Source organism: Streptomyces sp. NPDC024687 (genome assembly GCF_055559055.1).
The window spans coordinates 700390-721938 of record NZ_JBVHLJ010000002.1 but is presented as its reverse complement, the minus strand read 5'-3'; the positions used below and the strand labels follow the sequence as shown (position 1 = coordinate 721938).

25 protein-coding genes and 4 pseudogenes are annotated in these 21549 nt (G+C 70.6%); 19 read left to right on the top strand and 10 right to left on the bottom strand.

Translation table 11 applies throughout. The features are described 5' to 3' along the window. Position 1 precedes the first annotated feature (1 nt). From ACZ39I_RS10015 to ACZ39I_RS10000, 4 genes are all read right to left on the bottom strand, one after another. The gene (locus ACZ39I_RS10015) at positions 2–703 is read right to left on the bottom strand and encodes a response regulator (protein ID WP_467243965.1); all 702 of its coding nucleotides are present in this window, start codon (positions 701–703) and stop codon (positions 2–4) included. 601 nt (positions 704–1304) lie between these two features. Next, the gene (locus ACZ39I_RS10010) at positions 1305–3293 is read right to left on the bottom strand and encodes an FtsX-like permease family protein (RefSeq protein WP_467243964.1); all 1989 of its coding nucleotides are present in this window, start codon (positions 3291–3293) and stop codon (positions 1305–1307) included. A gap of 15 nt (positions 3294–3308) precedes the next feature. Further along, positions 3309–3992, bottom strand: a complete 684-nt coding sequence (locus ACZ39I_RS10005) for an ABC transporter ATP-binding protein (RefSeq protein ID WP_467243963.1) — start codon at positions 3990–3992, stop codon at positions 3309–3311. 32 nt (positions 3993–4024) lie between these two features. Beyond that, complete coding sequence (locus ACZ39I_RS10000) at positions 4025–4393, bottom strand: DUF4333 domain-containing protein (protein ID WP_467243962.1); 369 nt, start codon at positions 4391–4393, stop codon at positions 4025–4027. 192 nt (positions 4394–4585) lie between these two features. Between ACZ39I_RS10000 and ACZ39I_RS09995 the strand changes: the two genes are divergently transcribed. From ACZ39I_RS09995 to ACZ39I_RS09960, 8 genes and pseudogenes are all read left to right on the top strand, one after another. Further along, complete coding sequence (locus ACZ39I_RS09995; RefSeq protein ID WP_467243961.1) at positions 4586–5731, top strand: sensor histidine kinase; 1146 nt, start codon at positions 4586–4588, stop codon at positions 5729–5731. A gap of 267 nt (positions 5732–5998) precedes the next feature. Further along, entirely contained in the window at positions 5999–6628 is a 630-nt protein-coding gene (locus ACZ39I_RS09990) for a helix-turn-helix domain-containing protein (protein ID WP_467243960.1), read from the top strand. 52 nt (positions 6629–6680) lie between these two features. Continuing rightward, positions 6681–8057 carry a M24 family metallopeptidase gene (locus tag ACZ39I_RS09985; protein ID WP_467243959.1) on the top strand — a complete coding sequence of 459 codons (1377 nt, stop codon included), beginning with the start codon at positions 6681–6683 and terminating at the stop codon, positions 8055–8057. Continuing rightward, on the top strand, positions 8044–9021 hold the full coding sequence (locus tag ACZ39I_RS09980) for a thiamine pyrophosphate-dependent dehydrogenase E1 component subunit alpha (protein ID WP_467243958.1): 978 nt from the start codon (positions 8044–8046) through the stop codon (positions 9019–9021). The genes ACZ39I_RS09985 and ACZ39I_RS09980 overlap by 14 nt, the downstream gene beginning before the upstream one ends. Next, positions 9009–9989, top strand: coding sequence for an alpha-ketoacid dehydrogenase subunit beta (locus ACZ39I_RS09975; RefSeq protein WP_467243957.1), 981 nt, complete (start codon positions 9009–9011; stop codon positions 9987–9989). Before ACZ39I_RS09980 ends, ACZ39I_RS09975 begins: the two co-directional genes overlap by 13 nt. A gap of 22 nt (positions 9990–10011) precedes the next feature. Continuing rightward, a pseudogene (locus ACZ39I_RS09970) lies at positions 10012–11357 on the top strand (amidohydrolase family protein). Beyond that, a complete protein-coding gene (locus tag ACZ39I_RS09965; RefSeq protein ID WP_467243956.1) occupies positions 11354–12226 on the top strand; it encodes a cupin domain-containing protein in 873 nt (290 codons plus the stop codon). Before ACZ39I_RS09970 ends, ACZ39I_RS09965 begins: the two are co-directional and overlap by 4 nt. Continuing rightward, the gene (locus ACZ39I_RS09960; protein ID WP_467243955.1) at positions 12223–12912 is read left to right on the top strand and encodes an SDR family oxidoreductase; all 690 of its coding nucleotides are present in this window, start codon (positions 12223–12225) and stop codon (positions 12910–12912) included. Before ACZ39I_RS09965 ends, ACZ39I_RS09960 begins: the two co-directional genes overlap by 4 nt. A gap of 4 nt (positions 12913–12916) precedes the next feature. Here the strand turns inward: ACZ39I_RS09960 and ACZ39I_RS09955 are convergent. The 6 genes and pseudogenes from ACZ39I_RS09955 to ACZ39I_RS09930 all read right to left on the bottom strand — a co-directional run. Then, positions 12917–13201: pseudogene (locus ACZ39I_RS09955) on the bottom strand (histidine kinase); the annotation flags it as partial. 46 nt (positions 13202–13247) lie between these two features. After that, positions 13248–14042 carry an SAM-dependent methyltransferase gene (locus ACZ39I_RS09950; RefSeq protein WP_467243954.1) on the bottom strand — a complete coding sequence of 265 codons (795 nt, stop codon included), beginning with the start codon at positions 14040–14042 and terminating at the stop codon, positions 13248–13250. A gap of 117 nt (positions 14043–14159) precedes the next feature. Then, positions 14160–14306 (bottom strand): annotated as a pseudogene (locus ACZ39I_RS09945) (endonuclease); the annotation flags it as partial. Beyond that, positions 14305–14433: pseudogene (locus tag ACZ39I_RS09940) on the bottom strand (DUF3140 domain-containing protein); the annotation flags it as partial. The pseudogenes ACZ39I_RS09945 and ACZ39I_RS09940, both read right to left, overlap by 2 nt. A gap of 5 nt (positions 14434–14438) precedes the next feature. Then, on the bottom strand, positions 14439–15800 hold the full coding sequence (locus ACZ39I_RS09935; RefSeq protein WP_467243953.1) for a site-specific integrase: 1362 nt from the start codon (positions 15798–15800) through the stop codon (positions 14439–14441). A gap of 437 nt (positions 15801–16237) precedes the next feature. Further along, a complete protein-coding gene (locus ACZ39I_RS09930; protein ID WP_467243952.1) occupies positions 16238–16645 on the bottom strand; it encodes a hypothetical protein in 408 nt (135 codons plus the stop codon). Between the two features lie 198 nt (positions 16646–16843). On the opposite strand from ACZ39I_RS09930, the gene ACZ39I_RS09925 reads away from it, so the two are divergent. The 11 genes from ACZ39I_RS09925 (at position 16844) to ACZ39I_RS09875 (ending at position 21493) form a co-directional block, all read left to right on the top strand. Next, positions 16844–17095: a helix-turn-helix domain-containing protein gene (locus ACZ39I_RS09925; protein ID WP_467243951.1), complete on the top strand. Its 252-nt coding sequence runs from the start codon at positions 16844–16846 to the stop codon at positions 17093–17095. A 1-nt stretch (position 17096) separates the two neighbouring features. Further along, positions 17097–17465, top strand: a complete 369-nt coding sequence (locus ACZ39I_RS09920; protein ID WP_467243950.1) for a hypothetical protein — start codon at positions 17097–17099, stop codon at positions 17463–17465. A 113-nt stretch (positions 17466–17578) separates the two neighbouring features. Further along, positions 17579–17986: a hypothetical protein gene (locus ACZ39I_RS09915; protein WP_467243949.1), complete on the top strand. Its 408-nt coding sequence runs from the start codon at positions 17579–17581 to the stop codon at positions 17984–17986. Further along, the gene (locus ACZ39I_RS09910) at positions 17983–18732 is read left to right on the top strand and encodes a hypothetical protein (protein WP_467243948.1); all 750 of its coding nucleotides are present in this window, start codon (positions 17983–17985) and stop codon (positions 18730–18732) included. Before ACZ39I_RS09915 ends, ACZ39I_RS09910 begins: the two co-directional genes overlap by 4 nt. Continuing rightward, entirely contained in the window at positions 18729–19157 is a 429-nt protein-coding gene (locus ACZ39I_RS09905; protein ID WP_467243947.1) for a hypothetical protein, read from the top strand. Before ACZ39I_RS09910 ends, ACZ39I_RS09905 begins: the two co-directional genes overlap by 4 nt. Further along, positions 19154–19375, top strand: a complete 222-nt coding sequence (locus ACZ39I_RS09900) for a hypothetical protein (protein ID WP_467243946.1) — start codon at positions 19154–19156, stop codon at positions 19373–19375. Before ACZ39I_RS09905 ends, ACZ39I_RS09900 begins: the two co-directional genes overlap by 4 nt. Beyond that, the gene (locus ACZ39I_RS09895; RefSeq protein WP_467243945.1) at positions 19372–19875 is read left to right on the top strand and encodes a hypothetical protein; all 504 of its coding nucleotides are present in this window, start codon (positions 19372–19374) and stop codon (positions 19873–19875) included. Before ACZ39I_RS09900 ends, ACZ39I_RS09895 begins: the two co-directional genes overlap by 4 nt. After that, positions 19872–20081 carry a hypothetical protein gene (locus ACZ39I_RS09890; protein ID WP_467243944.1) on the top strand — a complete coding sequence of 70 codons (210 nt, stop codon included), beginning with the start codon at positions 19872–19874 and terminating at the stop codon, positions 20079–20081. Before ACZ39I_RS09895 ends, ACZ39I_RS09890 begins: the two co-directional genes overlap by 4 nt. A gap of 1 nt (position 20082) precedes the next feature. Further along, a complete protein-coding gene (locus ACZ39I_RS09885) occupies positions 20083–20583 on the top strand; it encodes a hypothetical protein (protein ID WP_467243943.1) in 501 nt (166 codons plus the stop codon). Positions 20584–20639: 56 nt separating this feature from the next. Continuing rightward, a complete protein-coding gene (locus tag ACZ39I_RS09880) occupies positions 20640–21179 on the top strand; it encodes a DUF6197 family protein (RefSeq protein ID WP_467243942.1) in 540 nt (179 codons plus the stop codon). Further along, positions 21176–21493 (top strand): hypothetical protein, encoded by a 318-nt coding sequence (locus tag ACZ39I_RS09875; protein WP_467243941.1) that lies wholly within the window; start codon positions 21176–21178, stop codon positions 21491–21493. Before ACZ39I_RS09880 ends, ACZ39I_RS09875 begins: the two co-directional genes overlap by 4 nt. Positions 21494–21549: the final 56 nt, after the last annotated feature.

Here is a 21549-nt window from a genome sequence, read left to right as displayed (position 1 = left end):
CTCAGCTCTCCGGCCGCGCGTGCCCGTGCTGCCAGGCCCAGGCGGCGATCTCGACGCGGTTCCGTGCGGCCAGTTTCAGCTGGACGCTGGACAGGTGGGTCTTGACCGTGGAGAGGGAGACGTACAGCTCGGCGGCGATCTCGGCGTTCGTACGGCCGAGGGCGACCCGGCGGACCACGTCGAGCTCACGGTCGGTCAGGGGTTCGGTGGCCGGTGCGGGGCGGGCCGCGACGACCGGCGCGGGCCCCGGGCCCTCCGTGAGGTGCCGGAGCAGGCGCACGGTGACCGAGGGAGAGACCAGCGAGTCACCGGCCGCGGCGGCACGGACCGCCTCGGCGAGGAGGGTGGGCCCGGAGTCCTTCAGCAGGAACCCGCAGGCACCGCCGCGCAGCGCGCCGTAGACATACTCGTCGAGGTCGAAGGTGGTGACCACGACCACCCGCAGGGGATCGGCCACCTCGGGCCCCGCCAGCAGCCGGGTCGCCTCCAGCCCGTCCAGCTTCGGCATCCGGATGTCCAGCAGACACACATCGGGCCGCACCTCCCGGGCCAGCCGCACCGCCGTCTCCCCGTCGGCGGCCTCGGCGACCACCGTGATGTCCGGCTGCGCGTCCAGGAAGAAACGGAAGCCGGTACGGACCATGTCCTGGTCGTCGGCGATCAGCACACGGATGGGCACGGCCGGTGGGGAGGGGCTCGTCATGGGTCGATCATGCCTCAGGGAGGGGCGGGCGCGATGGCGCTGTGGACGGGGCGGAACGGGACGGGACGGGGTTGTGGCACCGGGCCCGGCCGGAGGGTGACGGTCGGGCCCGGTGCCGGTTCGAGGGCGGGCAGTGTCCTGGTCAGGGCCGGTGCTTCGCATCAGTTCCCGAGTCGGCGCGAGGACGCCATCGGGTCCATGCCGGGCCGGGAGCCGACGGTGGGGCGGCCGACCGGCCCCGCCGCTCGGGCGGGGGCCTGCTCCTGGCCGGCACTGCCTCGGCCGGAGGGTCACGCCGGGCCGGGAGCTGATGGTCGTCCGGTCGGCCGACGCGCCCACGCTCTGGCGGGAGCCGACTCGTGGCCGGCACTGCCTCCGTCGGAGGGTCACGCCGGGCCGGGAGCTGATGGTCGTCCGGTCGGCCGACGCGCCCACGCTCTGGCGGGAGCCGACTCGTGGCCGGCACTTCCTCCGTCGGAGAGTCACGCCGGGCCGGGAGCTGATGGTCGTCCGGTCGGCCGACGCGCCCGCCGCTCTGGCGGGAGCCGGCTCGTAAGCCTCGGCCCCGCCTCCGAGCAGCGGAGCCGCTCCGGCCTGTGCCTCAGTCCGCGCTCCGTGCCGCGTCCTCCGTCACTCTCCGCAGCAACGGCCTGCTGCCGCCGATCGCCGCGAACATCGCCAGCGCGCCCACGGCCACGCACACGGACAGTTCCAGGACGCCCGTCATATTGATCGAGGCGCCGACGGCCTGGTTGAGGCGGTAGGAGACGTAGACGCCGACGGCGGTGGTGCCGCCGGCCAGGACGACCAGGGGGATCACCGTCTCGCGGACGCGAGCCCGGTCCAGCACCTTGAGGGGAGTGCCGGCCAGGCGGAGAAGGCCGTAGATCCGGCGCCGGTCCAGGACACCCGCGGTGGCGGTGAGGCCGGCCGAGGTCGTGGCGACGAGGAAGCTCAGCGCCAGAGTCGCCGTGCTGACCTCGGCGAAGCGGCCGATGGCGGTACGGTCGCCCGCCGTCACGTAGTCCTGGGTGAGGGGCGCCCGCGCCGGGTTCGCGGCCGTCAACGCGGTGACGGCGGTGTCGAGACGGGCCCGGCCGCCGCCGGATATGTGGGTTATCACGCCCGGTGTGCCGCTCAGCAGCCCGTCCCAGTCGTCCTCGCCCACCGTGTCGACGGTGGCGGTGACACCGGCGTCACGGAGCAGCGTACGGACCTGGGAGGCATGCGCACCGGCCACCGCGACCTGGTCCCGGTGGGCCGAGCCGTCCATGCCGACCATGCTCACGGCGAAGAACCCCGCCGCGAACCCGGCCAGCACCAGACCGCTGACCGTACGCCAGGCACCGCGCGGGTCGTCGCTCAGACGACGGCCCGCCAGCAGGGTCGCCGGGCCCCGGGCGAAGCGGCCGACCAGTCGGCCGAGCCGGTCCACCACCCACGGCCCGAACAGCCAGAACGCTCCGTAGAAGAGCAGCAGCAGACCGATCACCTGCCGGGTCGACAGCTGCCCGCCGCCCGTGGAACTCCACAGATAGAGCAGGACCACGACGAACAGGACGAGCCGGATGATCCGAGTCCGCCGCGGGTCGGCCTGCTGGGCGACGCCGAGCGGCGAGGTCGCCACCTGACGCAGCATCGACACCGCGCTGAGAGTGATGAGTCCGGTGACCGCCACGACGACCGTCGCCAGCCACGGCAGCCCCACCCACAGCTGACTCACGTACCAACCCCCGATGCCGAACGGGATCTCGGCGAGCAGGGGCAGCAGTCCCGCGTACAGCGCCGCACCGGTCAGGGCACCGGCCGCGCCGAGCGCCGCGGTCTCCAGCGCGGTCATGCCGATGATCTGCCGGGGGGTCGCCCCGGCCAGTCGCAGCGCGGCCAGTTGCTGCTCGCGCCGGGCCGCGCCGAGCCGTCCGGAGGCCGCCGCGAGGACCACCACCGGCATCACCAGCAGCGCCACACCCACCAGGGCGATCTGCTGGTCGTAGGCGGTGAACAGGCTCGCGTGGGTGCCCGAGAAGCCGGTGATCTCGGCACGCGCCGCCTGATCGATGTCGGAGACCGTGGACCCCTCGGCCGCTCTGGACACCGCGGGATCGGTCGGGGCACGCCCGACGACGGCCACCAGCTCGTCCGGCGAGGCCAGACCGGCGGCGCCGATCGTGCCGTACGAGGGCACCTTCGGGAAGCGGTCGGCCAGTTGGTTCGCGGGCAGCTCGTGCAGCAGTGAGGCCAGGGCGGGGGAGACGTACACGTCTCCCTTCGCCGGGAAGGACGTCAGGCCGGGCGGTGCAGGGGTGCCGCTGCGCCCGGGCAGGTGGGCGAGGGAGACGACGGTGACCGGCTCGTGGCGGACGTATGTCGTCGCGAGCGCCTGGACCGCGGTGCCGTGCTTCGCGGGTTCGGGGGTGCGCCAGGCGGTGCGGTCGGCGCGGGCGCCGGAGCCGAGGGCGGCGGCGACGATGACCAGCAGGACGAACGTGCCGACCGCGGCCGCGCCGGCCGCCAGCAGCCGGCTCTGCAGGCCACGGCGGCCGGAGGACCGGACGATGTGCCAGGTCAGCGGAATGACGGGGGAACGCATGGCATCTCCTGCCGCTCAGGCGACCGTGTATTGGCTGTGGCCACTGACGCGGCCGTCGCGAACCTGGAGGACCCGGTCGCAATGGCCGGCGACTTCCGCGTCGTGGGTGACCACCACCAGGGCGGCACCCTGTTCCCGCGTGACAGACGTCAGCAGCCGGACCACCTCCGCGCTCGTGGCCTGGTCCAGGGCGCCGGTCGGCTCGTCGGCGAAGACCACGTCCGGTTCGACCGCCAGGGCCCGGGCGATCGCCACGCGCTGGGCCTGACCGCCGGAGAGCTGACCGGGCCTGCGGTGCGCGAGGCCGTCGAGGCCCAGTGGCGCGAACCAGCGGCGGGCCCGCTCGACGGCCTGTCTGCGGGGCATGCCCTCCAGCATCAGCGGCAGCGCGACGTTCTCCTCGGCGGGCAGCTCCGGGAGCAGCTGACCCGACTGGAAGACGAACCCGAACCGCTTGCGGCGCAGCGCGCTCAGTCTGTTCTCGCCGAGCCGGTCGATGCGCTCGCCGCGCAGCAGCACCTCGCCGCCGTCCGGGCGGACGATCCCCGCGAGAGTGTGCAGCAGGGTGGACTTGCCGGAGCCGGACGGGCCCATGATCGCCAGCGAGTCGCGCTCGCGGACATCGACGTCCACTCCGGCGAGCGCGGTGGTGGAGCCGTACTTCTTGACGAGGCCGTAACCGGCCAGGACGGTGTTCATGATGTGAGCCGGTCCTCTTGTCAGCGGTCTTGTCAGCGGTCGAATTTCCAGGTGACGGACGTGTCCGAGGCCTTGACCACGGTCACCGGTATGTCCACGGTCCCGCCGCCGCTCCTCGTGCCGGTGCAGGTGAGGGTGGCGCCGGCGACGGCCTTGAGCCCGCTCGGGCACGAGACGTCGGTGACCTTCACGCCGACCCACGGCAGCGGGTGGTACTTGCTCTGGGTGCGGCCCTCGACGACGTACGCGGCCAGTGCCTTGTGGCCGCCGACCGACGCCGTGGTCTGTGTGTCCAGGGAGGTGTTGGACTCGGTGCCGGCCAGGAAGTGGCTGCCGAGTCCGAGGACGGCGGCCGCGCCGGCCACTGCGCCGACGGCGCCGACGAGGTACTTGCTCTGCATCACGTACTCCTGAGGACAGGGGAAGGAGGGGGCCTCCGGCGGGAGAGGCGTCTCCTCGGAAGTGCCTCCACTCTCACCCGCGGAGCCGGGCGCCCGCCTCGGCCGAACGGCCAGGGTCTCCGGGCTCGGCACGGCGGCGTCTCGACCGTTCGGCCGATCCCGTGAGCGGCGGCTGCGCATAGCGTGAGCGGCATGAAGTCCGTTTCCGCCCGGGGCTGCGTAGGGGCCGCCAGCATCGGTGCCCTCGTCGCGGCGGCCGCTGTCGACCTCTTCGCCTCGGGCACCGACAAGGGCGTCGGCTGGCCACAGACCGCCGTGCTGCTGCTCGGCACCGCCGCCGTACTGTGGCCGGCCCACCGGCGCCCGCCCTGGCTCACCCCCCAACTGCGCGCCGCTGTGCCGGCCGTGGCCTCCCTCCTGTGCACGGCCGACTCCGTGCTGCGCTCCGGTGCCCTGTTCGGACCTGGCGAGCCGGCGATCCTGCTGTGCCTGCTGTTCGTCGCGGTACGGCACTGTCCGCGCTCCTCGGTGATGGCATGCGCGACGCTCGACGGCGCCGCCGTCCTCGCGCTGCCGGTGCGCCCGTTCCTCGACGACGAGGACCTCATGCTGGCGTACATGCTGATCGGGTTCGTCCTGATCGGCCTCACCGTGGCGTTCGCCGCGTATCTGCGCTCGCAGGACTACCGGCGGACCGTCGCCGTCAGTGAGACCCGGCGGGCGGAGCGCCTGGCCATCGCCGCCGACCTGCACGACTTCGTCGCCCACCATGTCACCGGCATCCTGGTCCAGACGCAGGTGGCGCGCATGATGGCGGACACCGGCGCCGACGAACTCGACCCCGTCCTCGCGGGTATCGAGAGGGCCGCGACCGAGGCGCTGGCGTCGATGCGCCGCACGGTCGGTGTGCTGCGCGACACCGAGGACCCGGCCGACCGGCGCCCGGTGGGCGACCTCGCGGGCGTCACCGGTCTCATAGAAGGTTTCGCGAGTCCCATCCAGAAAGCCGCCCTCAACCGCGCACCCGAGGTGCCCGACGACCTTCCGCACGAGGTTCAGGCGGCCGCCTTCCGCGTGGTGCAGGAGGCGCTGACCAACGTACGGCGACACGCGGGCGACGCCGGCCAGGTCACCGTGGAGCTGCGCTACGAGCGGGCCGGCCTTGAGGTGACGGTGTCCGACGACGGGCGCGGCGGCAGCCAGTTGCCGCCGGCGGCGCACGGGGGCGGCTTCGGCCTCGTCGGCCTGAAGGAACGGGTGACGGCCCTCGGCGGCGAACTGCACGCGGGACCTCGTGCGGACCACGGGTGGGAGGTGCGGGCGCTGCTTCCGGGATGACGGGGGGCTCGGGGGCGGCGGGGGCGCGGGTGGTCTCCGCCGGATGGCACGCGGGCTCTTGCCGTGGGTACGGGGCTCCCGTCGAGGTGCGGGTGTTCTGTCCCGGAGACGCGCGCAGTCGTCCCCGGACGGCGCGAAAGCTTCTCCCAGGACTGCGGGCGGCCCAATCCAGGCGTACTCGGCGCTCTCGCCCCGATCACGCGGGCAGTCTTCCCCCGTCGTGGGGCCGGGCTGTTCAATGGTGCTGCACAGGAGAGGAGCCCGCCCGTGTCCCCTGTTCCCGTGCCGGCCGTCGGGGCGCGCATTCGGCAGGCGCGGCTGGAGCGTGGTCTGGGGTTGCGTGCCCTGGCCCGTGAGGTCGGCGTCTCCGCGAGTCTGGTCTCCCAGATAGAGACCGGTAAGAGCCAGCCGTCGGTCAGCACCCTGTACGCGATCACCACGGCTCTCGGCATCTCCGTCGAGTCGCTCTTCGAAGGGCGGCAGGCCGCCGCGGCGCGTGAGGACACCGTCGTACACGCCCTGGCGGCCTTCGCGGCCGACCCCGGCCGACGCATCGGCCCCTTGGTCGGCCCCGGTGAGCGGGACGTGCTGGAACTGGACTCCGGCGTCGTGTGGGAGCGGCTCGGGCACGTCCCCGGCACGGACGTCGACTTCCTGCTCGTCACCTACCGGCCCGGCGGCTCCTCCTCCGGTTCGGGCGGCCTGATGCGGCACGCGGGCACGGAATACGGCTATCTGACCTCCGGCGAACTCGTCCTCACCCTCGGCTTCGACGAGCAAGTTTTGCGCCCCGGCGACGCCGTCAGCTTCGAGTCCACCACCCCCCACCGCTACCGCAACGACGGCGACGAACCGGCCGTCGGTGTCTGGTTCGTGTCGAGCCAAACTGTTCAGTGACGCTTGACACTCCTCGCGGACGGTCGTTGACTCGATGGTGGGGGTGGTCGCGATGGCGATCCGTACATACGGCCCCAATGCCGTCGACTGGGAAGAGCGCGTCGACCTGGACCGGCTGCGCAGACAGCGCCTGGCCCGTCTTCACGACACGCTGAACCGCTCCGAACTGGGCGCGGTGCTCAGCTTCGACTTCGCCAACATCCGCTACATGACCGCCACCCACATCGGGACCTGGGCGATGGACAAACTGATCCGCTTCGCCCTGCTGGTCCGCGGCGGCGAACCGATCGTCTGGGACTTCGGCTCCGCCGCCCGCCACCACCAGCTCTACAACCCGTGGCTCGACTACAGCGACGGCAAGGACGGCCCGCCCACTGGCCCGCCCACCGGCGCCCGCGCCGGCATCTCCACCCTCCGCGGCGCCTTCCACCCGGACGCCGGCATCGCCGAGGACGTCGCCACGAAGATCGCCGACGAACTCCGCGCCCACGGCCTCGCCGGCGAACCGCTCGGCATCGACGTCGCCGAGATGCCCGTCCTCGCCGCCCTGCGCGCCGAGGGCATCGACGTCGTCGACGGCCAGCAGGTCTTCCTGGAGGCCCGCCGCATCAAGACCGGCGACGAGATCTCCCTGCTCGCCCAGGCCTGCGCGATGGTCGACGCGGCCTACGAGGAGCTCTACGCCCATCTGCGCCCCGGAGTCCGCGAGAACGAGTGCGTCGGACTGGTCAGCAAAGTCCTCTACGACCTCGGCAGCGAGTACGTCGAAGGTGTCAACGCCATCTCCGGGGAGCGCTGTTCGCCTCACCCGCACGTCTACAGCGACCGCCTCATCCGCCCCGGCGACCCCGCCTTCTTCGACATCCTGCACAGCCATCTCGGCTACCGCACCTGCTACTACCGCACGTTCGCCGTGGGCAGCGCCTCCCGTGCCCAGCGCGACGCCTACGTCCGCTGCCGTGAGTACATGGACGTAGCGATCTCCTTGGTCCGGCCGGGCGCCACCACCGCCGACATCGTCCAAGTCTGGCCACGCGCCGAGGAGTTCGGCTTCGCCGACGAGACCGCCGCCTTCGCCCTGCAGTACGGCCACGGCGTCGGCCTGTCCATCTGGGAGAAGCCCATCTTCAGCCGCCTGGTCTCCCTCGACCACCCCGAAGTCCTCGAAGCGGGCATGGTGTTCGCCCTGGAGACCTACTGGCCCGCCGCCGACGGCTGGTCCGCCGCCCGGATCGAGGAGGAACTGGTCGTCACCGCCGACGGCTGCGAGGTCATCACCAAGTTCCCGGCCGAGGAGCTCCTGGTCGCGGGACGCAAGTACTGGACGGTGGGCGGCGAACTCAACACCGCCCGGGAGGCCCAGTCCCACCTGAACACAGGGACCGGAACCGTTCAAGGACACCAGGGGACCGGCGATGGACACCGCTGAACTCCTCGCCCTCTACGAGCAGATGGCCCTCATCCGCCGTACGGAGAAGGCCGCCCACGACCTGTTCCTCCAGGGGCTCGTCAAGGGCACCACCCACCTCGCGGCCGGCCACGAGGCGATCGCTGTCGGTGTGAGCGCCGCCCTGCGCGACGACGACTACGTCTTCGCCACCTATCGCGGCCACCACCACGCGATGGCCCGGGGCGCCACGCCTGAGGAGTGCCTCGCCGAACTCATGAGCAGAGCAACAGGGTTGTGCGGAGCCAAGGGCGGCTCCATGCATCTCACCAAGGCCGCGACCAACATGCTCGGCTCCTACGCCATCGTCGGCGCCCACCTTCCCATGGCGGTCGGCGCCGCCTGGTCGGCGAAGCTGCGCGGCACCGGCCAGCTCGCGGTCGCCTTCTTCGGGGACGGCGCCACCAACATCGGCGCCTTTCACGAGGCGCTGAACCTGGCCGCCGTGTGGAAGCTGCCCGTGCTGTTCGTCTGCGAGAACAACCTGTACATGGAGTACACCCCGATCGCCGACGTCACGGCGGTGCCCCGCCCCGCCGCCGACCGGGCGCCCGCGTACGGCATCCCCGGCGAGGTCGTCGACGGCAACGACGTCGTCGCCGTCCAGGAGACGGTGGCACGGCTGGCGCGACGGGCCCGGGCCGGAGACGGGCCCGCCGTACTGGAGGCCGAGACCTACCGCCACTTCGGGCACTCACGGGCCGACCCGGCGACCTACCGCCCGGCCGAGGAGGTCGAACGCTGGCTCAAGCACGATCCGTTGGACATCGCGCGCGGGCGGCTGATCGAGGCCGGGGTGCCCGAGGACACGGTCACCGCGGCCGACGAGCGCGCGCAGGCAGTCGTACGGCAGGCGATCGAGGCGGCGAAGAACGCGCCGCCGCCGGATCCGGGCGAGGCGTTCACCGACGTGTGGGCGGACGGGGGTGCGGCATGGCGGACGTGATCACGTATCGGGAGGCGGTCGCCGAGGGCATCGCGCGGGAGATGCGGCGCGATCCGTCCGTGGTGTGCCTGGGAGAGGACATCGGGGAGGCCGGCGGGGTGTTCAAGACCACCGCGGGGCTGCACAAGGAGTTCGGGTCCGGGCGGGTGTGGGACACGCCGATCTCCGAACAGGCCATCGTGGGCGCGGCGATGGGGGCCGCGATGACCGGGATGCGGCCCGTCGCGGAAATCATGTTCTCGGACTTTTTGGCCTGTTGTTGGGACTACCTCGCCAACGAGATACCCAAGGTGCGTTACATGACGGGCGGCCAGGTCACCGTGCCCCTCGTCGTGCGCACCGCCAACGGCGGCGGGCTCGGTTTCGGTGCCCAGCACTCGCAGGCCACCGAGAACTGGGCGCTGACCGTCCCCGGGCTGAAGATCGCCGCCCCTTCGACGCCCGCCGACGTGATCGGCATGATGGCGGCGGCGATCCGCAGCGACGACCCGGTCGTGTTCTTCGAGCACAAGGGGCTGCTGGCCACGAAGGGGCCGCCCGCGCCGCCGGACCACGTGGTCAACCTGGGGTGCGCCGCCGTCGTGCGCGAGGGTGCCGACGTGACGCTGGTCGCCCTCGCCTCGATGGTGCCGGTCGCGCTCACGGCCTCGGAGAGGCTCGCGCAGGAGGGCATCGACGCCGAGGTCGTCGACCTGCGCTCCCTGGTGCCGCTCGACATGGCCACCGTCCTCGCCTCGCTCGGGCGGACCTCCCGGCTGGTGACCGTCGAGGAGAACCCGTACCAGGGCGGTTGGGGGGCCACCCTGGTCTCCGTCGTGGCCGACGAGGGGTTCGGGCTGCTGGACGCGCCGGTGCGCAGGGTGGCGGGGGAGTGCGTTCCGCTGCCGTTCGCGGACGCGCTGGAGGAACAGGTCATTCCCACCGTCGACAAGGTCGTGGCGGCCGTCAGGAGCCTCGCCGCGTACTGAACATCCCCTAGGAGGAAGCGCGATGACCCATCGGACACTCCTTCGAGCCGGACACGTGCTCTCCATGGACCCCGACATCGGGGATCTGCCGAGCGGGGACGTCCTCATCGAGGACGGGAGGATCGCGGCCGTGGACCGCGAGATCGGCGCGGACGCCGAAGTCCTCGACATGACCGGCCGCATCGTGATCCCCGGCTTCGTCGACACCCACCGCCACACCTGGGAAGCCTCGATCCGGAACGTTGCCCCGGACGCCACCCTCGACGACTACTTCGTCGACATCCTCGACACCTTCGCACCCCTCTACACTCCCGAGGACGTGTACGCGGCCAACCTCGCGGGCGCCCTGGAGTGCCTCAACGCGGGCATCACCACGCTCGTCGACTGGTCCCACATCAACAACACGCCCGAGCATCCGGACGCGGCGATCCGGGCCCTGACGGAGACCGGCATCCGCGCCCAGTACGCGTACGGCAGCGCCAACACCTCCCTCGCCGACTACTGGTTCGAGAGCAAGATCGCCATCCCCGGCGACGACGTCCGCCGTATCCGCGGCGAGTACTTCTCCTCCGGCGACGGTCTGCTCACCCTCGCCCTCGCCACCCGCGGCCCAGGCTTCTGCGTCAACGACGTCGTCACCTCCGAATGGGCCCTCGCCCGCGAGCTCGGCATCCCGATCACCGTGCACGTGGCCATGGGACGGCTCGCCGGCCGCTTCGGGATGGTCAAGCAGCTGCACGACCTCGGACTGCTCGGCCCCGACACCACCTACGTCCACTGCTGCTACCTCAGCGAGGAGGAGTGGCGGCTGGTCGCCGACAGCGGCGGTACGGTCTCCATCGCGCCGCAGGTCGAGACGCAGATGGGGCACGGCTGGCCGCCGGTCATGAAGGCGATCGAGCACGGACTGCGGCCCTCCCTCAGCATCGACGTCGTCACCACCGTGCCCGGCGACATGTTCACCCAGATCCGCGCGGCCTTCGGCGCCGAGCGCGCCCGCGTCAACGCGGACAGCTGGCAGGCGGATGTCCCGGTCCCCGACACGATGTTGACGGCACGTCAGATGCTGGAGGTCGCCACCCGCAACGGCGCCCACGTCGCAGGCCTGGAGGACCGCACCGGTTCCCTCACCCCGGCAAGCGGGCCGACGTCGTTGCGATCGACGCAACGGCCCTGAACGTGGCCCCGGTTCACGACGCGACCGCCGCGGTGGCCCTCAGTGCCGACGTGTCCAACGTGGAGACGGTCATCGTCGACGGTGTGGTCCGCAAGCGCGACGGCAGGCTCACGGCCGACGTGGCACGGGCCCGGCGCCTGGTCGAGGAGTCCCGCGACCGGCTGCTGGCCGCGAAGGAGACCCCGGCGTGACGCGACACCTGGTGCGCCGGGCCACCGACCTCCCGGAGCCGCCGTACGACGAACACGGCTATCGGCGACGGGAGTTGGTCGGCGAGGCCGACGGCAGCTCGCACACCGGTTTCGGGGTGTGCGAGCTGCGCCCGGACGGCGCGGTCGCGGCCCATGTGCACTCGTACGAGGAGAGCTTCCACGTCCTCGACGGGACCGTGGTCCTCGATGTGCCCGAGGGGTCGTATCTGCTGGAGGAGGGTGACTACGGGCTCCTCCCGTCCGGGGTCCCGCACGCCTGGCGCGGCGCCGGGGACGGTGTCGCCCGCTGGGCGGACATGCTCGCGCCGGTACCGCGGGCCAGGTATGGCTACGACACCCAGACGGTCCCTCCCTGGCCTGTGTGCCCGCCCGTCCGCATCGATGTCCGCGACCCGCGCACCCGGTCCTTCGGGCACTTCGAGCCCGCTCAGATGGATCCGGGGAAGCAGTCCCAGGACCTGCTCGCGGTGTCGGCGAGCATGCGGACCGCGCTCCTCGTCTACAGCGGGATCACCGTGAAGATGATGGTCGACAGTGATCTGGGCGCGGTGGCCTCGACGATGTTCATGGTGCAGTACGCGCCCGACGGCGTCGCGGGCACGCACGACCACCCCTTCGAGGAGACGTACCTGTTCCTCGAAGGCGAGGTGGACGCGGTCTTCGACGGTTCGGTGTACCGGCTCGGTCCGGGCGACTGCGCCTGGGCGGGGGCCGGTTGTGTGCACGGCTTCTCCAACGCCGGTGACGGGCCGCTGCGTTGGCTGGAGACTCAGGCACCACAGCCGCCGGTGCGGCACTCCTACCGGTTCACACGGGACTGGGAGTACCTGAGGGAGGCTTCCCGATGAGCGGTGTGGTGGTGGTCGGCGGGACCTCGGGGATCGGGCGGGAGTTCGCCCGGGTGCGCGCGCGACGCGGCGACGACGTGGTGATCACCGGTCGGGACCCGCACCGCACCGACACCGCGGCCGAGGAGATCGGCGCCCGGGGCCTCGCCCTGGACCTCGCGCGGCCGAAGGAGATCGTCGACGCGCTGAGCGATGTGGGAGCCGTCGACCACCTGGTGATCGCGGGCGTCTCCCGCGACGAGAACCGGGTGGCCGCGTACGACATCGACGCCGCCGTCCATCTCGTCACCCTCAAGCTCGTCGGCTACACCGCTGTCGTGCACGCGCTGCGGTCCCGGCTGCACGACGACAGCGCCGTCGTGCTGTTCGGCGGACAGGCCAAGGAGCGGCCCTACCCGGGGGCGACGACGGTGGCGACCGTCAACGCCGGGGTGACCGGGCTGATGCGCACCCTGGCCGTCGAACTCGCTCCCGTCCGGGTCAACGCGATCCATCCCGGTGTGGTGGGGGACAGCCCCTACTGGCGGGCCAAGCCCGAGGAGGTCCTGGCGGGCCTGCGGGCCAGGACCCCGACCGGACGGCTCGCGACCATGGCGGACGTGGTGGACGCCGTGGACTTCCTGCTGCGCAACGGCTCCGTCAACGCGGTGGAGTTGAGCGTGGACGGGGGATGGCTGCTGGGGTGAGGGCCAGTCCCGACAGCACGTCTGGGTCCTGGTGCTCGCGTTCCAGTGTGTGCAGGCGGCTGAGCTGCAGGTTGACCAGGCTCTGGCTCTGCCGGGCGATCCCGAGGATCACCTTCTGAAATCCCCGCCGGGTGTCGGCGAGTTCGACGGCGGTCCACCACGGCCGTGCGCTCTGCCGCGTTGAACACCTTGGCCTCACCCGCTCCAGCCGCGCGACCACGTCCGGCAGCCGTTTCTGGGCAAGGCCCAGCGTGGCCTCTCGCAGGCCCCGCAGCCGCCGGGACTGCGAGGGGCTCGCGGGTTCGGCGCACGATGCCGACCGCCCCGTACAGGGTTCAGCGCTTGACGCCGACCGCCCCGTACAGCGACACGGGCTCGCCGTCCTCGGGCTTGTCCGGACGCCACCGCGACAGGGACACGATCCCCGGCTCCAGCACCTCAAGTCCCTTGAACAGGCGGCTCACTTCGTCGTGCGAGCGGGCCACGAGAGTCACTCCGCTCGCCGTGTACGCCGCGATGCCCGCGTTCACCTTCTCCGGGTCGAAGTCCGCCGTCATCGCCGACAGCACCAGGCAACTGCCCGGCGCCAGCGCGTCGACCAGTGTGTCCACCAGCTCCTGGGCGCCGTCCTCATCGGAGATGAAGTGCAGCAGCGCGACCAGCGACAGCGCGACGGGCTGATCGAAGTCGAGGACGGCGGAGGCTCCTTGGAGGATCCGCTGCGGCTCGCGGGCGTCGGCCTGGAGGTAGTGCGTCGCCCCCTCCGGCGTGCCGTGCAGCAGGGCCGCCGCGTGGGCCAGGACGATCGGGTCGTTGTCGACGTACACCACCCGCGCGTCCGGCACCGCGGACTGGGCGATCTGGTGGAGATTGGGCTCGGTGGGGATACCGGAGCCGATGTCGAGGAACTGGCGGATTCCCGCCTCCCGTACGACGACCCGCGTGGCCCGCTCCATGAACCGGCGGTTGGCGCGGGCCTGCCGGGGAGCGTCGCCCTGCGCGGTGATCTGCCGTCCGAGCGCCTCGTCGACGGGGTAGTTGTCCTTCCCGCCGAGGAACCAGTCGTACACCCGGGCCGGATGGGGCCTGCTCGTGTCGATCCGCCGGCCGGCCGACTCGGTCCCGGTCACGCAAAACTCCTCTGCTCGACAAGATGTGCGAGCAGTGTGCCATGTCACCCAGGCGCGGCGGAGGCGGTCTTCGGCCACCCCTGCGCCAGCTGCGCCCGGTACAGCTCACACGGCGACGCCGCGGAGGCGGGCGCCGAGCAGAAGGAACGGCACCAGCAGCCGGTACAAGGGCTGCGGGGTGTCCTTCGGCGTGATGCCCGCCTCCGCGGCGTACGTCCGTCCGTGCGCGCCGACGCGTTCCGCTACGACGCCTGGGCCCCGGTCACCGCCTGAGCGGGTCGTGTCCGACGGACATCAGCCGCTGCCTGCGGACACTGTCCTCGGCCCGGGGTTCGTTCTCCACGTCGGCATCCGCGGTGACGGTGTCCACCACCTCGTACATGACCTCGATGAACCCTAATCAACGATCGGATAGTCGCTGAACAGGGGAGACACCCCCGACGGGGCGTCCGATGGGAGAGAACTGGGAAACGGCGGAAGCCACACACCGCTCGCCGTGAACTTCTCCCACACCCCCTGCAGGTACTCGACGATACGCTCCTCCATCGCCAAGGTCACCATGCTGTAGACGCCCTCAACGCCGGGAAGTTCGTGGCCCATCCGGGCCTCCTTCGCCACCCGCGCAATGTCCGCGCCCGGCTCATCCAGCAACTCCCGGTGCCAGTGCCGCAGCCGGTAGATGTCCTGCCCGGCCATCTCCTCCACCGCCTCGACCCGCGGACGCAGCCGGTCCCGCCGCCCGGTCCGCTCCTCGGCCCCGTCACGGATCGGCCGCCAGTACGACTCGCTGAACTGAGTGCCGAGCAGCGGCTTGCCCGTCATCGACGTGAACGTGAACGCAGACGCGTGCGACGACAGCAACGCGGCATGCATGGCGTGCAGAAACGGCGGCACAACCAGCGTCCGGTGCGACTCGTACTTGGGGCTGGCCAGAACCCTCTGGCGGTCCGCGCTGTACAACTGCTGCTGTACCCGCAGCGCATTGAGCGCGGTGCCGTAGCGCTGCTGCGCTTCTTCGCGGCGCTCCGGGTCGGGGTCGCAGGCCGGCCAGTTGGGCGAGGTGTAGCCGCGCTGCAGGCCGTACATCTCGCCGGGCGGCCGCATGCCGGTGAAGGCAATGGTCCAGATGTAGGTCCAGCCGGTGAAGCCCCACACGTGGTAGGCGTTGGTGGCCAGCTTGTGGATGGCAGTGATGGGCAGGTTGCGCTTCGCCCTGCGGGTGGTTCTCTTCTCGTACCGGCCGCGGCGCCGCTGTTCGACGACCGGGGACTCCGTGCGGATCTTGTACTTGAGGACGGCGTCATCCATGAGCATCTTGAACAGGCCGAGCAGCTGGGCGGCGTAGTTGTCGGAGTACTCGGCGCGGACCTTGCGCTTCCACACGTCGTACTCGATCGCGCTGATCTCGCCGACGGGGCGAGCGGCCCAGTAGGGGACGATGACGGCCTTCAGCATCGACCGGTAGGCCTTCTGGGAGTGGGGCCGCAGTGCGGTGGCCTCGTACCAGGCCCAGCAGTAGGTATCCATGGGAGTGCGCGCCGATGCGCGCGGGATGTGCTTGCCGTGCCGGACCTCGTGTTCCCGATCGAGACCGAAGTCGTAGGCCTCGTCCTCGCCCTGAAAGGGCACCCCTGGCGCGGGGCCGGAAGCAGACTCGTACTTCTTCCGCTTCGTGGGCACACCTTGCGCATCGAGGACGTAGGCGCCGGCCCACCATTTGACACGGATACTTCCGCCGCGGACTTCGACGTATGGCATGCCGTCCCCTTGGGTGCCGGCTGCGGCGGCCCGGCAGGTACCCCTACCGCCGGGACTACCGCGTCCGGCTGTTCAGCTGCCGAGCCAGCAGCCCCGGCAGTTCGTGCAGTCGCCTCCAGCGCGCCTCACGGTCTCACGCATGGAGTGTTGCAGTGCTTCGTTCGTAGCGATCTCGGGTGGAGCTACACAGATCATTCTCCCATCCGATCCGTCCGGCTTCCCGGCCCATCCTGCGAAGTCGGAACCAAGGTCCGCTTGGAGCAAAGTGCTCAGCACAACGGTTCCCCCTTTTGGGTGCTAACGGGGAACCCCCAAGGTGTGTGACGACTCTGCCATGTTCTGCGCTGGTTGGGACCGTGTAGGACCCAAGAGGTCTCTGGGGGGTGGGTAACAACCTGAAGAATGCAAATGGTTGTACGTCGAACGGGTGAATTTTTCTAGATCACGCCGCGGCTGTGCAGCTCCTGGATTACACGTTCGTTCAGCTTCAGGATCTCGTCCCCCGTCAGGGATCCCTTGGTGGCGATGGCGGCCGTTTGGACGGCGTCACCGACGAGACGCTTCAACTCGTCCTTCGGGATCTGAGTGACTTGGGCATCGGGCGCGGGGTCGGCGGGGGCCGGGTCCAGGCCTTCGAGGATGCCGCGGCAGGTGCCGGCTTCCCACCCGAGCGCGGTCTCGATTCCGGCGAAGGAGCGGTCCCAAACTTTCAGGCCCGCCTCGACACGCTTCCAGGTGTCCTTGGAGATGCCAGCCGCTTTGGCTGCTGGCTCGACGCCGAGCTTCAGCTCGGCTCGGCGTTGGTGTACGAGCGTTGCGAGTCGCTCGTGGGCGGGGGAGGTCATGGCGCCATCTTCGCAGGACCCGCTAGGACCCGCTAGGACCGGGCCAAAGGAGTCCGGAACGTAGCGGATCAATGGCGCAGAGCGATCAATGACGGCGTGCGCGGGCGCACTTCCGAGGCGACCGGCCGGTAACTAACTTCCGCTAAGTTCTGCGAACATTAGCTAGACGTGGTCGCCATCTTCCGCTAGCTTTAACGCATGGAACAACCCCCAACCACCCACCAGGTGAACGGGGCGGAAATCCGAAAGCTCCGCATAAAGGCAGGGCTGAGCACTGACGAGCTGGCCAGAGCGGCGCGCCTGAGCAGGCGCTACCTCGACCACCTCCAAAACGGCTACCGCACCCGCATGAGACCGCATTCCTACTCACGTCTCAGCCAAGCGCTCGGCCTGCCGGCCGACTCCACTCAGCTCCTCCTCCCCCCAGAGGGCCAGTCCATAGAGAGGTGACATGTCCCCCCAGACCCGCCGCAAGGCGTCCCCCACGCCGCTGGAGAACTTCTACAACGTCGGCCGAGCCGCAGTCCGGCTTGGCCTCAAGACCCAGGAAGAGCATGACGCCGGAAGCATCAAGGGCGAGAGGTGGCTCCGCGAGGGCGCCAACCGCCCTGAAGACGGCAGCAAGGGCGCACCGTTCCCCCACCGGCGCATGGGCCGCGAACTCCAGTTCAGCGACAGCGACCTCGCCGAGATCGCCGCGATGCACCGCAACGCCCCCACACAGGGCGCTCGCCGCGGCTCTCGCAGGCGCCCCGCCCGCCGATCGGCTGAGCCCATCACCACCCAGCTCGACCGCGAGCCGCTCAAGTCTGTCGCCTGAGAGGCAAAGGCCCCCACTACCGGGCTTCCAGACACCGGCAGCAGGGGCGTCGCGGCCCGAAAGCCGCGCGATCCACCCGCAACCATCCGTGAACAGAGAGGTGGACCAAGACCATGGTCTCATCCGAGAACAGCAAGCCCGCCAGCACCAAGCGCATCGTGATGGATGTCAGCCGGGACGGCTGGACGAAGGGCATTCAGCTCGGGATCTCCGAGCTGGACGAGGAAGGCGGCGGTCACGGCTTCCGCATCGCCGGCCCGAAGTACAACGGCTCCCAAGAGCTCCTGCTTGAGGTCGAGCTGGAGCAGCGCGACGCGGACGAGATCCGCAGCTACCTGGACGCGAAGTTCCCTTCTGTCGATCTGACTGCACTGCGTGCCGGCATGAAGGCAATCCGCTCCCTGCATCTGTGTGTCGACAGCGGCCCCGAGTCGGACGGCTACTGCAACCAGTGCGGCGACGGCTGGCCGTGCCGGACGATCCTCGCGCTCGACTCGATCGAGACGGGCGGTGTCCGGTGACCAACTACCCGGAGATCGCTGCCCGGTTCGCCCGGGACACGGCCGCCCACAAGATGACCGTCAAGCACGAGCACGGCCTCTACCGGCATCTGAAGTTCATGAACCTGGAGCACGGCAGCTTCGGAGCGTTCGAGCTGATCACCTGGCCCTACAACCTCGTCGTGAAGGCGGGTTGGACGTTCCACTTCGACATCGACGCCACCCCCGACATGTTCGACCTGTTCCGCCGCACCGCCATCACCGGGCAGATCAACCCCGGCTACTGGTCGGAGAAGGTCCGCGCCGGGCGCGACGAGGTCGAGGGCTTCGACCCGGACCTCCTTAAGGGAGAGATCGCATCGACGCTCGGCCAGTGGATGCGGGACGACCTCGACGGCCGGGTGGCGAAGCGGGCCAAGGAGCTGCGGTTCACCCGCGAGGAGATCACGCCCGGCATCCGCCGCGAGCTGTCCCGTCAGGTCCGCCCGGAGTGGATGAAGGCCAACCGGCAGCTGCGCGAGGCGGTCCACGAGCACTTCTTCAGCGACATGGCCGACTACGGCATCGAGTACGAGTCGGAGGCGCACCGCGCCCTCAACGACTTCTCGTACCGGCCGGAGGGCGACGAGTCGGAGTGGCCCTACTACTTCGTCGACTGGCACGAGTGGCGGCTGAAGGACTACACGCCAGGTTTCCTGCACTCCTGCTACGCGATCCGCCACGGCATCGACGTGTGGGACGCCGCCCGTAAGGCGGTGGCCGCATGAACGCCGAGCAGTGGAACGCGCTGTACCCGGTCGGCACGCTCGTCTTCGCCTACCCGGGCTGCCGTCCCGAGCACTCCTCGGACGCCCGGCGCATCGTGACCCGCACCCGCACCGAGGCCAAGTCGGTCGGTCTGGACCGCGACGGTGTCGTCTGGGTCGAGGATCACGGCGCCTACATCTCCCTCACCCACGTCGATCCGGTGTCGGAGAGCGTGTGGAAGGCGGCGAAGGAAGCCGAGGCAACCGCCGAGGCCGTCCAGCCGAAGGACACGCTGGCTCCCTGGCTGGCCAACCGCTTCGACCCGAACGGCGCCCCGTGGGACGGCATGTCCGACGACGACCGCTCCTACTGGGAGCACCAGGCCCGTGCCGTGCGCCGAGCTGTCGAGCGAGGCGGCTTCAAGGCTGAGGCGGCGGCGTCATGACCCGCCCGATCGCTCACGTCGACGTGCCCCTGCCGGTGCTGACGCTGCAGGTGGCCGCGTCGCACACGGCGTCCCCGTCGGATCGTCTCGCCTACGCCCTCGACGAGTGGCTGCTCGGCCACCCCGAAGCGCCCGTGTCGGTCGACGCCGACTACGCCGAGTGGGCTGCCGCGCTGGCCACCCTCCCCACCTACTTCCGCCCGCAGGAGGCGTCGTGAGCACCACCCAGGCGTGGCCGTTCGGTACGGACGCCGACGAGGACGACCCGCTGGCCGCGATGCGCATCCCGGTAACCGGCCAGCACCCGATGTGGCGCTACATCGCCACCTTCGACCGCGAGTCGGAAGCGCGTCCCACCGACGCGGAGGCGGCGCAACTGGCCTCCTACATCGAGGAGTACAAGGACCACTTCTTCAACGACTGGTACAAGGCGAAGCTCCTGGAGCGCCCGCTGGATGTCGACGCGGTGACGCGGATCTTCCACAAGTGGGGCGAGGGCGACTGGTCTTACCGGGTCGTCACGTGGGAGTACGGCCCGTTCTGGGTTCCCGTTGCTCCCCGTCTGCGGGGCGGCCAGTACGACGCCAAGCTCGGGCCGCTGTCGCTGGTGCAGGTCATGGACCGCGACCACCACATGCACAGCGAGTACCCAAGCAAGTCCTGGGCCGCCTGGAAGGCCAACCATCCCGACATCTTCCCGCCCGAGGAGGGCAAGTGAAGCAGCTCGACCTCGACCCCGGTATCGCCGCCGTCATCGACCTCGTCCGCGAGATGCACACCCCGATCGACCAGGCCATCACCGGCGGCAAGCCGATCGACGCCTGCGAGTACGCCGCCCTCACCGGCGCGGTGTCCGCCCTCCTGGACGCCATCGACGCCCGCCGCACCCCGCCGCCCGCGATGACCCTCAAGGCGGTGGCCTGACATGGCGACCGTCACCGAACCGCGCCGCCACGAGGACGACGTCGAGGAAGTCCTCATCCGCCTCGACCGCGACTTCACCGCCATCCACGGCCCCGACATGACCGTCTGGCCGCGCGGAGTACGCGGTGAACTCCTGGAAATGCAGCGGGCCCGCCGTACCGCCGACTGCGAGCAGATGCCCGTACACCCCCGGAAGGCGTCCGCCAGCCGCCGGCGTCGGCACCTGCGGCAGCTGCCGTGGCGCCTCCACCAGATCGCCCCTGACGCGGTCACCATCCTCGTCACGCCGATCTGGATGGACGGCACCGGGCGCAGCGTCCGTCACTACCTGGCGCGGGCGCTGGACGCCGACGGCCGGATCATCAAGTTCGCGGCGGGCGGCTCGCAGCGCATCGCCTCCCTACTGCAGGCCGTGTACCCCGACGCGAACTGGGACCAGCCGCTGACATGGTGCGCCGCCGACAACACCCTCACCGGCCGCATCAGCAGGCGGGCCGCCTGATGTCCGGCCGGGAGATCGAATCACGAAGCCTCGCCCTCCCCAGGATCCGGGCCGACGTGAAACGCCGCATGGACCGCGCGACCGCCGTACACGTCGCCGACCAGGTGGCCGCCCGGCTCCCCGATCTTCCCGGCCGACGTATCGCACACGACCCCACCGCACGCGCCGACGTCCTCGAACTCCTCGACGCCATCGGCCTCCTGCCCCACCCGCTAGGAGCATCCGTGAGCCGCACCATAACCGCCCCGTCCAAGACTGCCGTCGCCGACATCCTCGACAAGGCCGCCGACGTCATCGACCGCAACGGCCACCACCAGGGCTACCTGTACGACGAGGCCAAAGCCGACGACGGCCTGCTCCTGCAGGCCTGCCCCGTCGATGCGGTCGGCGCCATCAACGTGGCCGCGTTCGGCAAGCCGCGCTGGCCGGCCGAAGACCACGACGGCAGCTCGCTCGCCCAGGCCGCGGCTCTCGCCCTGGAAGAGACCGTGGGCAAGCCCGTGCCGGGCTGGAACGACGAGCCTGGCCGCACCTCCGACGAGGTCATCACCGCCCTGTGGGACACCGCCGAGCGCCTCCGCAAGGAGACGGCGTGATGCGCGGCACCGGCAAACGACGGGCCGGCGAAGACAACATCCGGCTGCGAGGCGAGATCAAAACCGTTCGTGACGACCTCGCCTGGTACAAGCGCCGCCTCAAAGCGGCCACCGCCCGATGCCGGGCCCTCGCCGCACAGGCCGAGATCGCCGACGGGCAGCGCGTCCTCGCCGAACAGCTCATCCAACGGCAGGTCATGCAGCTCATGGAACGCGACGCAGAGATCGAACGGCTCCACCGGCAACTGAAGGCCGACGCCGTCCGCACCCAGGAAATCCCCGTCGTCACCGCGGCCGAACTTGCCGCCGCCTGAACTGCCGCCGCGCCGGATGACACCGGCCGGCGAGGCGGCGGCCAACCACATCGAAG